General features: G+C 63.7%; 11 protein-coding genes. 2 read left to right on the top strand and 9 right to left on the bottom strand.

Annotated elements, in window-relative coordinates; all coding sequences use genetic code 11:
* Window positions 1-204 precede the first annotated feature (204 nt).
* Both L6639_RS22435 and L6639_RS22430 read left to right on the top strand, forming a co-directional pair.
* On the top strand, window positions 205-1,935 hold the full coding sequence (locus L6639_RS22435) for a methyl-accepting chemotaxis protein (RefSeq protein WP_237863799.1): 1,731 nt from the start codon (window positions 205-207) through the stop codon (window positions 1,933-1,935).
* A gap of 187 nt (window positions 1,936-2,122) precedes the next feature.
* Window positions 2,123-3,133: an ABC transporter substrate-binding protein gene (locus L6639_RS22430; protein WP_237863798.1), complete on the top strand. Its 1,011-nt coding sequence runs from the start codon at window positions 2,123-2,125 to the stop codon at window positions 3,131-3,133.
* A 41-nt stretch (window positions 3,134-3,174) separates the two neighbouring features.
* Here L6639_RS22430 and L6639_RS22425 read toward each other — a convergent pair whose 3' ends face one another.
* From L6639_RS22425 to L6639_RS22385, 9 genes are all read right to left on the bottom strand, one after another.
* On the bottom strand, window positions 3,175-4,605 hold the full coding sequence (locus L6639_RS22425; protein WP_237863797.1) for a hypothetical protein: 1,431 nt from the start codon (window positions 4,603-4,605) through the stop codon (window positions 3,175-3,177).
* A gap of 478 nt (window positions 4,606-5,083) precedes the next feature.
* Complete coding sequence (locus L6639_RS22420; RefSeq protein ID WP_237863796.1) at window positions 5,084-5,599, bottom strand: P-loop nucleotide/nucleoside kinase family protein; 516 nt, start codon at window positions 5,597-5,599, stop codon at window positions 5,084-5,086.
* A gap of 419 nt (window positions 5,600-6,018) precedes the next feature.
* Window positions 6,019-6,282, bottom strand: a complete 264-nt coding sequence (locus tag L6639_RS22415) for a hypothetical protein (protein WP_237863795.1) — start codon at window positions 6,280-6,282, stop codon at window positions 6,019-6,021.
* A gap of 89 nt (window positions 6,283-6,371) precedes the next feature.
* A complete protein-coding gene (locus L6639_RS22410; protein WP_237863794.1) occupies window positions 6,372-6,863 on the bottom strand; it encodes a septal ring lytic transglycosylase RlpA family protein in 492 nt (163 codons plus the stop codon).
* Between the two features lie 321 nt (window positions 6,864-7,184).
* Complete coding sequence (locus tag L6639_RS22405; protein ID WP_237863793.1) at window positions 7,185-8,396, bottom strand: acyl-CoA dehydrogenase family protein; 1,212 nt, start codon at window positions 8,394-8,396, stop codon at window positions 7,185-7,187.
* Window positions 8,397-8,783: 387 nt separating this feature from the next.
* Window positions 8,784-9,008, bottom strand: coding sequence for a LapA family protein (locus L6639_RS22400; protein ID WP_237863792.1), 225 nt, complete (start codon window positions 9,006-9,008; stop codon window positions 8,784-8,786).
* A 23-nt stretch (window positions 9,009-9,031) separates the two neighbouring features.
* Window positions 9,032-9,607, bottom strand: a complete 576-nt coding sequence (locus L6639_RS22395; RefSeq protein ID WP_237863791.1) for an HdeD family acid-resistance protein — start codon at window positions 9,605-9,607, stop codon at window positions 9,032-9,034.
* A 103-nt stretch (window positions 9,608-9,710) separates the two neighbouring features.
* On the bottom strand, window positions 9,711-11,234 hold the full coding sequence (locus L6639_RS22390) for an FAD-dependent oxidoreductase (protein WP_237863790.1): 1,524 nt from the start codon (window positions 11,232-11,234) through the stop codon (window positions 9,711-9,713).
* Between the two features lie 66 nt (window positions 11,235-11,300).
* Window positions 11,301-12,191: an alpha/beta fold hydrolase gene (locus tag L6639_RS22385; protein ID WP_237863789.1), complete on the bottom strand. Its 891-nt coding sequence runs from the start codon at window positions 12,189-12,191 to the stop codon at window positions 11,301-11,303.
* Window positions 12,192-12,242 lie beyond the last annotated feature (51 nt).

Here is a 12,242-nt window from a genome sequence, read left to right as displayed (position 1 = left end):
CATTCCAGGCACTCCCCGGGGCCGACCTGCCGAGAACGATAGGACGGCACCAAATTACTGAGATGGCTCTTATTTCCCAAGACCTTTGGCGCACGCCCCGGACTTGCGCGTTAACGCAGCGTCCATCTTCATTCTGCATAGTTTTGCATCAATTTTACACGACCGCACACACCGGCCGATCCTGGCCATTTGGGCCCGAACACCATGCAAATCGACAGATCTGGGAATGCTGCCGGCCTGGCAGGCCGTTTCTCGCTTGCCACCAAGCTCTATGCGATCTTCGCGCTGTTCGCCCTGCTGACGGCGGCGATTGCGATGCTGTCCGACTACAACAGCCGCCGCGGCGCCGAGCTGACCTCAGCGATCGAGACGGCGAATGCGGCTGCGCTGAACGTCGAGCGCGTCAACTCGCTGGTCTATGCGGTCGTGATGGAATCGCGCGGCGTCTACATGTCGACCGAGCCGAAGGTCGTGAAGAAGTTCGGCGACGGGCTGCTGAAGTTCAACGATCAGATCCTGGGCGTGGTCAAAGGCTGGGAAAGCATCGTCAAGGCCGACGACGCCGAGCAGTTCGCGACCTTCAAGAAGCGCATCGAGCAGTTCGTCGAGTTCCGCAAGGAGCTGGTCCGCCGCGGTGTCGAGATCAACGCGGCGGCGGGGCGCGAATGGGGCGATAACGACGCCAACCGCGCCGTGCGCTCGGCGCTGAACAAGGATCTCGAGGCGCTCTCCAAGGTCTATGCCGAGCGCGCCAGGCAGATCGCGCAGCAGACCGAGACCAACCGCATGCTGTCCTTCGTGCTGACCTGCCTCGGCGGCGTGGCGCTGGCGCTGGTCGTGATCGGCATCATCATCATCGCCCGCTCGATCGCCCGGCCGCTCGCCGCGATCACCGCGACGATCAAGCAGGTCGCGGACGGCGCCGAGAATGTCGTGGTGCCGCACGCCGGCCGCGCCGACGAGATTGGCGCCCTTGCCCGCGCCATCGAGGTGTTCCAGGACGCGATGGGGCGCAACCGCAACCTCGCCTCGCAGGTCTCGCAGGATTCCGCCATGCGCGAAGAGCGCGCGCGCCACATCGAGCAATCGGTCGAGGCGTTCCGCGAAGCGATCGGCGCGATCATGCGCGGGCTCAGCGACAATGCCAGTGTCATGCGCGAGACCGCGCAGACCATCACCCGCGTCACCGCGGATGCGAGCAGCCGCGCCGGCACCGCCGCAAACGCCACCCAGCAGGCCTCGCACAACGTCACCGCGGTCGCAGGTGCCGCCGAGGAGCTGTCGGCCTCCGTCGAGGAGATCGGCCGCCAGGTGCGGCAAAGCGCAAGCGCGGTCGAGCAGACCGGCCAGCGCACCGAGAAGTCTATCACCGAGATCGAGAGCCTTGCCGCCGCCACGCAGCGCATCGACGGCGTTCTGACCCTCATTCAAACCATCGCGGAGCAGACCAATCTGCTCGCGCTCAACGCCACCATCGAAGCTGCGCGCGCCGGCGATGCCGGCCGCGGCTTTGCCGTCGTCGCACACGAAGTGAAGGCGCTGGCAGGACAGACTGCGAAGGCGACCGCCGACATCAGCGAGAACGTCGCGATGATCCAAACCTCCACCCGCAACGCGGTCGATGCCGTGCGCGAGATCGGCGGCGCGGTGCGCGAGATCAACGAGGTCACCTCGGCGATTGCCGGTGCCGTCGGCCAGCAGGACCAGGCCACGCGCGAGATCTCCTCCAACGCGCAGAGCGCCGCCCAGGGCAACGAGACGCTGGTCGCCAACATCACCTCGCTCCGCGACGCCATCGGCGAGACGGATACGGCGGCCTCCTCGGTCCTGTCAGCGGCGAGCAGCCTGACCGCGACCGCGGACACGCTGTCGCGCGAGGTGGAGAAGTTCTTCCATAACCTGCGCGCCGACAACCGCACGGCCAAGGCGGGATAATCGCGCGCCGCTCGCAACAGCGGCGATTGACCCGCACCGACGGAATCGCGAAAACAACCCCATACACAGTAGACGGGCGAGCCAGATCAATGGCTTGGCCGGCGAAGCGCCACGACTGCTGATTTTACGAAATCCATTTGACACGTCGGGCAAAACACCGGCATGATGCCACCCTGGCGGAGGTCGCATGGAGATCGTCCGGCGTACATTTTTCCAGTTCGTGGCCGGCGCGACCGCCGCGTCCGCCATCCCTGTCCGCTCAGCCAGGACCGAAGAAGCAAACAAGCCGGCACGCGTCGCTACCGGCCTGCTTGCAATGTGGCAAAGCACGGCCTGGCTGGGCGTGGAATCCGGGATATTCAAGAAATATGATGTCGACGTCAGCGTGCCGGCGGTGGCTATCGGCGGGCCGCAGGCCGCCGCTCGTTTGATCCACGGCGATGTCGAGTTCGCCCATACCGGCGTCCTCCCCGTCGCCGAGGAAGTGCTCAAGGGCAGCGATATCGTCATCCTGGCGACCCCGACCACGGAGTTTCCAAACCAGTTCGTGATGACGCAGAAAGAGATCACTGCGCTCAGTCAACTGGGCGGGAGAAAAGTCGGCGTGCTCTCGGAGACGGGTCAAACCAGCGTCGCGACGCGCATCACCATCGAGAAAGCAGGTGTAACGGCCGCCTACCTGCCGCTCGTCACGTTCGATCGGATCTTCAGCGCACTCGCGGCAGGTGAGATTGACGCCGGCGTACTTCCTGTCGATCAACGCTTTGTCGGAGCGTCCCGCCATGGCTGGAATGCCTTTCCGATTTACGAGTTCGGCGCTCCCTCGATATTCGCCACCACGCGCAGGCTGATCACATCCGATCGCGAGCTGGTCATGAACGTCATGCGAGGCTTCGTCGACACGATCCATGTGTTCAAAACCCAGCCTGATCTCGTCGTGCCCTTGCTCCAGCGCTATCTGGGCATCGCCGACCGAGGCGCTGCCGAGGAGCTCTACAGGTACCACGTCCCGGTGTTTCAGAGGGTGCCGAAGCCGCTTCTGGGCAATCTGCAGAACATACGAAACGTGCTCACAGCCAAGTATCCGGCCGCGGCTTCACTCAAGGAGACCGATATCTCTGACGGATCGTTCATCGAGGCGCTGGAACATGACGGATTCATCGAGCGCCTCTGGCAGTCGGCAGAGAGCCGGCGATGACATGCGGCAGGCAACCGCGCGAAATGCCGCGGTCAGCGCGCCTATCCCGACTGATCGACAAATATCCTGACGCGGCCGATATCCTCGACTTCGCGATAGCGGCTGAGCTCCGCCTTCAGCTCGGGATCCGAATTGGCCCAGGCCAGCCAATCGAACGGGAATGAACTTAATAGATAAGTATCGACGAGGATGACGTTGGGCCGGCCGGTGCGAATGTCCGCGAGCAAATGCCGCCGCTCGAAATCGATGATGCCGTCCAGTTTCGCTTGCTCGGCGGGATTTGGTTGCGCGCTCTGCTGGCGCAGGATCGCGCCTGCCCCCAGCAGCTGCGCGCACGAGCTGCCGACCCAGGTTCCGTGGATTTGACGGACGAGCGGATGTCCCAGACCGATGTGATCTGTAATCGTCAGCAGCCGCGGCTGGTCCGCGAGAGCCTGCACGCGCCCTTGCAGCGGCGGAAAACGCGGAGCCGGCGACGACAGATAGAGCCCGATGAGCAAGACGGCGGCGAGGCCGCCGATCAGGGTCGGCGTCCTCAATGGCCTTGTGCGAAGATGGAGCGACGGCGCCGCAATCGCGAACACACAAAGCGCCAGGGCCGTGTATGGCCAGGCCTTGCCCTGGACGATGAAGCTGGCGGCTCCTCCGACCGATGCGGCCAGCCACGGCAAGGAGTTGCCGCTCATTTTGAAATCGCTGGGCGCCGAGAAGCGCAGGTACGCAACAGAAGCGGCGATCACGACGATCGGAAGAGGAACCAGGCTGATGAGGTCCTTGCGGATCGGGAGATAGGCCTCGGCGACCATCGGCGCATAAGTGGAGACGTAAGCGGGAAACAGGACGACGACCAGCGCGCCGTAGCCGACGACGATCGCCGCGGCAATGCATGCTTCAGACGTGAATAAGGGCCTGAGGGAACGCTGGCGGACGACGCGCAGGATGACCGGAAGGCCCACCACCAGGGCAAAGAACGGTTTGATGCCCATCGCCAATCCCGCCCCCACCCCTGCGAGGATTGCGGCCGGCCCCAGCGAGAGGCCGCGCCAACGCAGCGCAGTGATGAAGACAAAAGGGGTCAGCGCAATGACGGCGATGTGTTCACGTTGTCCGAACACGGCGCCGGGAAGGACGGCGAGCAGGAACGCGAACAACCACGCCGAAATGCCTCTCTCTCCGGCCTCCAATCTCGCGGACGCAGCGGCGCGATCGATGATCAAAAGTGCGCCCGCGATTTCGACCATCACCATTGCGATCACGATGAACTGCGGCGCAATGCCAGATAGGCGTGAGAACACCACGGCCGGCATATACATGTAGACCGACAGAGGCGGGTTGGACTCGAACAGGTTGATGCCAAGCTTTTGGCCGTCCAGGATCTTTTCGTCCACAGTGAGCAGCCAACCCAAATCCGGGTTGAGGACGACGGGAATCTGAACAAGCCCAGCCGTCAGCAGCATCGCAGCAACGATCATCCACCGCTGCTTGGCGCTGAAAGCACTTCCTGAGTTCCCCAAGAGCCCGACCTCTCTCTGCTGCGCGGTTCAAACCGTGCGGCGAGACGTACGGTCGAAGGGAATTACGAATCCGAGAATAACGATCATCCCTACTCTCAACCAGAAGGTGTTACTAATGTCCTACTCGCCTTTGGTTCCATTGCGTGCATCCCCGACGGAACCGCGGGCGGAGCCATACTCTGCTGGTGCTGTCCGATAGTTGGATTGGCGAATGGACTAACCGCGGACTGCGGCATCGCGACGCGTGCAAAAAGCGCGGATAGCCTCGCTCAAGCAGCCTCGACAACAAAAAGCCCCGGCACGCGGGGCCGAGGCTTGCGATCCAGTTCGCGTACATCCGGCGAACCAATCGTCGAGGCAAAGGCTAGCCGCGAATTTTGAACAGATGATGACGAAGCTCGCCGCCAACAAAATGTCGCGCCGGGCGGGAACCCGATCACTCCATCACATCGCGAAGATAGATCTCCACCAGCGCAAGCAGATGATCGACCGAATCATGGGCGGTATCGAGCACCAGATGGTCTCGATCCCACGGTTCGTAGTGCCTGGTGACGATGTCCTGCCAGGTCGGCGGCCTGAGGCCGGGAATATCGGACTTGCGCGTCTCCGCCCGCTGCCGGTGCAAAGCCACATCGCTGCAGATCACTTCGATCTCGGCGATGGGTATTGATGCTTGCAGTGCCGTCTGCCGCCAGCCCTCGCGGCTTGCCAGAACCGGATTTACGCTATCAGCGACGACCGCGCGACCGAGCTTCAAGTTTTCCGCCGCCAGCGCGTTGGCGATGACGTAGCCCATCGGACCGACATCATGGCCCGCCGCGCGCAAGGACTGCTCGATTGCATCGACGCGGATATAGCTCGCCGCATACCGCCGCGTCAGTTCGCGTGAAAGCGTGGTTTTTCCGGTGGCAGGAAGACCGGCGAAAACGATGAGGATGGGCTTGCCTATCATGCCTCATCATCCGCCGGCGCGCCTGGATCTGCAACGGCACGGGCGCCGACGCCCTCAGAGCAGCATGGAGATGATGGCTATCAAGCCGATCGCCGTCAGCCCCCACACCAGCGAATGCAAAGCCCAAGGCCGCATCGTTGCACCTCGTCCGCCTGTCCTGCAGAACGCAGGAAACGCCAAGGCGCGGTGCGTCAAATTGAGATAGATCAAGAGCCGAAAATGAGCAGGGAGGCGGCAGCCACGGTGAACGCACCGGCCGCGACGACAAGGACACGTATGATCAGGTCGCTGCCCATGCCCAACGTTAACCTATGATAACGCGGCGCGTCTGTGCAGTTTGTGCCAAAACCGCAGTTGAGACGATTGTGACGTGGCCCAAGGGCCTTCGCCGCCAAGGCCGCGCGGGCGAGGTCGCCAATCTATTTCGGCAGACATTCCACGTTATAGGCAATGATGATCTGGCTGGGATCGGCCTTGCCCAGGCTCTTCAGATCCTCCAGGCCGCTCCTCAACCTGGCGCCGGCCTGGCTCAAGCTCCCCTCGAGCGTCGACTTCGCCGCCTTGCACCGTTCCTCGCTGGTGAATTCCTGGAACACTACGGTCGGCAATAGCCGCCATTCCGCCTTGTCATTGGTTGCGGCGGGACTGACCGAATAGGAAAACACATACATCAGGACCCACATGGTTGGGCTCCGGTACGATGCGAGCGGGAATGCGCAATCGCATCGCGCCATCCCGCGGCATCTCCTCGTTGATCCAGATCAACGAACGCTCAACCGACCGGCCCCGGTATCCAATCGTCGCCAGAGAGCGGCCTGACCGTGACGTCGGGAATGACGCCAAGCTCCATGCTCGGATCGAAATGGCGCATCGTCCGCTCGTTGAGATCGATGATGCGGCCAGGCCTGAGCGGCCCCACGTCGTTGATCTTGACGATGACCTTCTTGCCGGCAGCTTCGACCAGCGCATATTTCGGTCGCGCGCCGAATTGGACCCCGCCGAACTTCCCGCGCAGGCTCGTCTTGATCGCAGCTGTCCACACCTCGGGATCGTAACGCTCGCCGGTGGCTGTTTTCGGGCCGCCCTCCTCCTTGCCGGGCTTGAATGGATTATACGTGGATGCTGCGCCAACGATTGCTCCCTCGCAGGCGGCTTCGACGACGGCGCTTGATTGAGCCCCACTTGTTTCGCTGCGGGCAACGGTCACAGAAACGACAAGCGCAACCAGGGCGCCGCAAACTGCGGCGCTCGAGCGGAACACCATTACATCTCCTTTGAATTTTCGTGCGGTTCCCGATGCCGCAGAACGTGGCGAAGCGAACGCGTCAGCGTTTTTGAACTTGCGCCAGTCTCTTGCGGATTCGCGCCAACCCCTGGCCGCGGAACCGTTGCGAGAACCTGAGCGGTCCCCGCGTGTCTTCGTTATCGCTGTCTAAAACAGGGAATGAGTCAGCAACATGACCTCCGCGGTCGCCCCCCGGAGTCTTACGTGCTCAGCGGCAGGATCCACTGCGCAACGTCCGTGAAAACCGCAATGGCGCGGAACTTCAGAACCTTTGCATACCGTTGTCTTGCAACAGAAGCTCTAGCCTCCGATGACACCACCGTGCTTGATCAGTTCCTTGCCGATGGCGGCGAGATGCACTTGATCGGGGCCGTCGCCGATGCGGATGAAGCGGGCATAGACATAGGCGCGCGCGAGGAACGTGTCCTGCGACACGCCGGCGGCGCCATGGATCTGGATGGCGCGGTCGATGACGCGGGCAGCCATGCTCGGCACCACGATCTTGGCGGCGGCGATCAGGTCGCGCGCGGCCTTGTTGCCCTCGCGGTCCATCTTGTCGGCGGCTTGCAGCGTGAGCAGCCGCGCCTGCGTGATCTCGCAGAAGGAGTGCGCGATGTCCTCGCGCACCGAGCCCTGCTCGGCGAGCGGCTTGCCGAAGGCCACCCGCGACACCGAGCGCCGGCACATCAATTCCAGCGCGCGCTGGGCGCAGCCGATCAGCCGCATGCAATGATGGATGCGGCCGGGACCGAGCCGCCCCTGCGCGATCTCGAAGCCGCGGCCTTCGCCGAGCAGCATGTTCTCGGCGGGCACGCGGACATTGTCGTAGACGATCTCGGGATGGCCGGCCGGCGCGTCATCATAGCCGTAGGTGAGCATGTCCCTGACGATGCGGACGCCGGGCGTGTTCCTGGGCACCAGGATCATGGATTGCTGACGGTGACGATCGGGATCGTCAGGCGCGGTCTTGCCCATCACGATCAGGATCTCGCAATCCTCGTTCATCGCGCCTGAGGTGAACCATTTGCGGCCGTTGATGACATAGTCGTCGCCGTCACGCGTGATCGCACACTGGATGTTGGTGGCATCGCTGGAGGCGACCTGCGGCTCGGTCATCGAGAAGCCGGAGCGGATGCGCCCCTCCAGCAGCGGTTTTAGCCAGCGCTCTTGTTGCGCGGGCGTGCCGTAATTCGCGAGCACCTCCATGTTGCCGACATCGGGCGCCGAGCAGTTGAACACCTCCGGCGCCCAGAGAATGCGGCCCATGATCTCCTTCAAGGGGGCATATTCGAGATTAGAGAGGCCGGGACCGTGCTCGCCGGAGAGATTCCAAAGCCCCTGCTCGCGCGCCAGCCGCTTCAGGTCCTGCAACACTTGCGGCGTCTTGTAGCGCGCCGCTTCCGGCTTCACCTGCTCGTAATAGAGCTCCTCGACCGGCTCGACTTGCTCCAGCATGAACCGGCGGACGCGCTCCTGAAGCTCGAGCGACCGGGCGGAGTGTTGGAAGTGCATAAGGGTCTCCTGTTCGTCCACCTTCGCGCCAGTATCGTAGGGTGGGCAAAGCGGAAGCGTGCCCACGCATTTTTTTCGATCGAGAGAGATGGTGGGCACGGCGCAAGTGCGCCTTTGCCCACCCTACGGTACCGAGCGAGCGGGGAGCGCCCACTCACCCGGCTCGCTCACGTCCCGCGCAAGAGTTCGCTCGCAGCCACCCAGTCGTTGCCGTCGAACTGGAGCCTATAGTCGTGCTTGATCGGCCAGAAATCCTGCGGCGTGGTGTTGAGGGTGGTTTCTCCCCGGAGCTTATCGTCCGCGCGAAGCGATCACGCGGCGTGCTGCCTTTTGCCAGTGCGTCAGCTCAGCGGAGTTCCGCAGGATGGTCTTGCGTCGAGTTGCTGGTTACTCGGCGCCGCGCTTCGATCCCGTATAGGAACGCCGCAACAACGCGAACAGGCTGCCGCCGGTCGCCGCTCCCAGCAGGTAGACGACCAGGGTCTGGACCGCGAGCGGCAGGCTGAGATTCATCCTGAAGAAGGAGATCGTGACCGTCTCGAAATTCTGCGCGGCAAAGATCACCGTCGCGGCAGCGAACAGAACGATGACGGCAATGTAGAGCCAACGCATCGCGTTCCCCCTTCCCGTCCCGCCTAGTGCCGCCGTTTCAGGCTGAAGCCCAGGCTCACCCAGCCGGCGCCCGCCATGATCAAATCGATGCCGAGGAACAGGCCGAGGATGTAGACGCTGTTGACCGGCCAGCGCGCCACAATCAAGAGACCGAGCAGCAGCGTGATGGCGCCTGACAGCGCGACCCACACCCACGGACTCTCGCGCTTCATGCTGAAGGCGAGAAACAGCCTGACAGCGCCGGACGCGATCAACGATATGCCGAGAAACAGCGTCAGCAGGACTGCCGCGAACAGCGGATTATCGAAGGTGAGGATGCCGGCGATGACATAGAGCACGCCGAGCAGCACCCAGATCAGGAACTTGCCCCAGCTCTTCATCTGGAAGGCGCCGATGATCTCGGCGCCTCCGGCAACGATCATCATTGCGCCGACCACGATCACGCTCGCCACCGTCGCCATCACCACACTGCCGAGCGCGACGAAGCCGGCGATCAGGTAGACGACGCCGAGGGCGACGATCCAGCCCCATTTGCCGTGCAACGCCGCGATGCCGGAGCCGAGGCCAGGATGGGGAGAGGTATCCGAAGCAGACGTCATGACGCGCCTCCTGCATGTGATGCCCCAGAGCACATCTCAGGATAGCACGGCGCCGGGACGACAGCCAGCAGATCAGCCAGGCGGGCGCCAGCGTTGACGCAGATCAAGCGCGCGACCGCTCCATCTCAAGCTCGGCCTTGAGATTATCGAGATCGCGATAAATTGAGGCAACCGCGAGCACCCGGCCATCCTTGCGGTACTTCAGCAGGCAATCCCGGTCCTTGATGCTGCCGTCGATGGCGATGTCGTCAAAGCTCTCGGCGTGGCCGACATAGTTGATCGGCACGTCATAATGCTGGCTCCAGAAGAACGGCACGGCATCGAAACGCTCGCGCCTGCCGAGCATGTTGCGCGCCGCGGTCTGGCCCTGCCGCTGCGCCACCACCCAATGCTCGACGCGAATGGTCTGCCGCGAATGCGGATCGGGCCAGCGCGCGATATCGCCGGCCGCGAAGATTCCGGCGACGCTGGTCTCCAGATATTCGCTCACGCTGACGCCGCGATCGACGGCAAGCCCCGCCTGCTCGGCCAGCACCAGGCGTGGCTTGACGCCGATGCCTGCTACAACGAGGTCGGCCTCGATGACAGCGCCGCTCTTCAGCGTCGCACGCGTGCCTTCGAGCTTTTCCACGGTGTCCTCGAGGTGGAAGACCACGCCGTTCTCTTCATGCAGCGCACGAATGAAGTCGCCCATCTCGGGGCCGAGCACCTTCTGCATCGGCCGCTCCTCGGGCGCGACCACGTGGACCTCGATCTTGCGCGCCCGCAAGGAGGCAGCAACCTCAAGCCCGATGAAGCTGGCGCCGATCACGAGCGCGCGCTTGGCACTCCCTGATGCCTTGATGATGGCGCGGCTGTCGGCGACGGAGCGCAAGGTGTGGACACGCGGCTGGTCGGCGCCTGCAATCTGGAGCTTGACCGGCTCCGCACCGGTCGCGAGCAGCACCCGATCGAATGGCAGCTTGTCGCCATTGCCGAGCGTGACGCTCCGCGTCTTCGGGTCGATCCCCGAGACATCAGTGTTCAGCCTGATATCGATGCCGGCGTCCCGGTAATAGTCCTCGCCGCGCAGCGGCAGCCAGTCTTCCGGCGCGTTGCCGGCGAGATAGTCCTTGGAGAGGTTGGGCCGGTCGACCGGCATTGCGCCGTCATTGCTGAGCATGGTGATGGCGCCGGCAAATCCTTCGCGGCGAAGCGTCTGGGCCGCCGCAAAGCCAGCCGCGCCGCCGCCGACGATGACGAACTTTTCGGGTGTCGGCGCGCTGCGATGAGCCGTCCGCGGCTTCGGCGCTTCGCGCTTGCGCGCAACGGTGATCCTGTCCTGATCGCGCGCAACGTCCCACACCGCCAGCGCACTCAGCGCCGGCGGCCGCGTGGCTTCGCCCGTGCGCAAGGCGAAGCAGGCATGATGCCAGGGGCAGCGGATGGTGTCGTCAACCACCAGCCCCTCGGCAAGTGGGCCGTGATAGTGGCTGCAAAGCGGCTCGATCGCGAAGATCTCACCGCCGGCATGGACGAGCAAAACGTCCTCCTCACCGACATGGCCAAGCAATTTGCCGTCCTTGAACGCGCTCAGCGACACGCCCTTGGTCAGGTCGGATCCGCTCGGCTTCTTGTCCTCGGTCATGGTCATCTCCCTGGCAGTTCAGGATTGGACGACGGCGGCCGCGAAAAGTTCCTGCGATCGGGAAAATCAGGATGCCGCTTTCCGTACGTCCAGCACAGCCTGCGCCCATTCGGCCGGCCGTTCCTGCGGCAGATTGTGGCCGGCACCGGCGAAGACGCGCCGCTCGAAGAAGCCCTCGAATTTCTCCGCGTGGTGGGCGGTGCCCGGGATGACGCCGTCGCTGTCGCCGTCGATCGCGATGGTGGGGACGCGGACCTGTGGCTGCGCGGCGAGCTTCGCTTCGATCGCGACGTAGGCGGGATCGCCTTCGACCAGCGCGAAGCGATGGCGATAGGAATGGATCACGACGTCGACGAAGTCGGGATTGTCGAACGACACCGCGCTCTTTTCGAATGTCGCATCGTCGAATTGCCATTTGGGCGACCACATCATCCAGAGCTGCCGGGCGAAGCCGCGCCTGTTGCGCTCCAGCGCGCGGCGGCCGCGCTCGTTGTGGAAGAGATATTGATACCAAAGCGCCGCCTCCACCGGCGGCGAGGCCGGCTCCATCGCGCGCGCGATGTTCTGGATGTTGTAGGAATTGCCGGAGACGAGCCCGACGACGCGCTCAGGGTGCAGCACCGAGACGACGCAGGCCGCGCGGCCGCCCCAATCATAGCCACCGACGACGGCGCGTTCGATTTCGAGCGCGTCCATGAAGGCCAGCAGATCGGCACCCAGCGCCGCCTGCTCGCCGGACCGCAACGTCTGAGCCGAACGGAACCGCGTCGGCCCGTACCCGCGCAGCCACGGCACCAGCACCCGCGCGCCGGCCTGCGCGATGATCGGCGCGGCCTCGGCATAGGCGTTCACGTCATAGGGAAAACCGTGGCCCATGATGCAGGGCCAGCCATCGGGCGCGCCGTAGTCGAGATAGGCAATGTCCAGAACGTCAGTCGTAACGGATTTGTATTGCATGCTGCTCACTCGACCTGGCGCTCGAGCCTAACTCGCGCCCGTCGGTGATCC

It is taken from the genome of Bradyrhizobium zhengyangense, assembly GCF_022012555.1.
GTDB classification, from domain to species: Bacteria; Pseudomonadota; Alphaproteobacteria; order Rhizobiales; family Xanthobacteraceae; genus Bradyrhizobium; species Bradyrhizobium zhengyangense.
Note: the sequence above shows the minus strand (reverse complement) of the source record. Positions and strands in the feature narration are given on the sequence as shown.

What these genes read in the sequence shown, in the direction of transcription:
- L6639_RS22390 (WP_237863790.1), bottom strand. Translation starts at nt 11,234, where the DNA reads ATGACCGAGGACAAGAAGCCGAGCGGATCCGACCTGACCAAGGGCGTG.
- L6639_RS22410 (WP_237863794.1), bottom strand. Translation starts at nt 6,863, where the DNA reads ATGGTGTTCCGCTCGAGCGCCGCAGTTTGCGGCGCCCTGGTTGCGCTT.
- L6639_RS22420 (WP_237863796.1), bottom strand. Translation starts at nt 5,599, where the DNA reads ATGATAGGCAAGCCCATCCTCATCGTTTTCGCCGGTCTTCCTGCCACC.
- L6639_RS22435 (WP_237863799.1), top strand. Translation starts at nt 205, where the DNA reads ATGCAAATCGACAGATCTGGGAATGCTGCCGGCCTGGCAGGCCGTTTC.
- L6639_RS22395 (WP_237863791.1), bottom strand. Translation starts at nt 9,607, where the DNA reads ATGACGTCTGCTTCGGATACCTCTCCCCATCCTGGCCTCGGCTCCGGC.
- L6639_RS22405 (WP_237863793.1), bottom strand. Translation starts at nt 8,396, where the DNA reads ATGCACTTCCAACACTCCGCCCGGTCGCTCGAGCTTCAGGAGCGCGTC.
- L6639_RS22385 (WP_237863789.1), bottom strand. Translation starts at nt 12,191, where the DNA reads ATGCAATACAAATCCGTTACGACTGACGTTCTGGACATTGCCTATCTC.
- L6639_RS22415 (WP_237863795.1), bottom strand. Translation starts at nt 6,282, where the DNA reads ATGTGGGTCCTGATGTATGTGTTTTCCTATTCGGTCAGTCCCGCCGCA.
- L6639_RS22430 (WP_237863798.1), top strand. Translation starts at nt 2,123, where the DNA reads ATGGAGATCGTCCGGCGTACATTTTTCCAGTTCGTGGCCGGCGCGACC.
- L6639_RS22425 (WP_237863797.1), bottom strand. Translation starts at nt 4,605, where the DNA reads ATGATCGTTGCTGCGATGCTGCTGACGGCTGGGCTTGTTCAGATTCCC.
- L6639_RS22400 (WP_237863792.1), bottom strand. Translation starts at nt 9,008, where the DNA reads ATGCGTTGGCTCTACATTGCCGTCATCGTTCTGTTCGCTGCCGCGACG.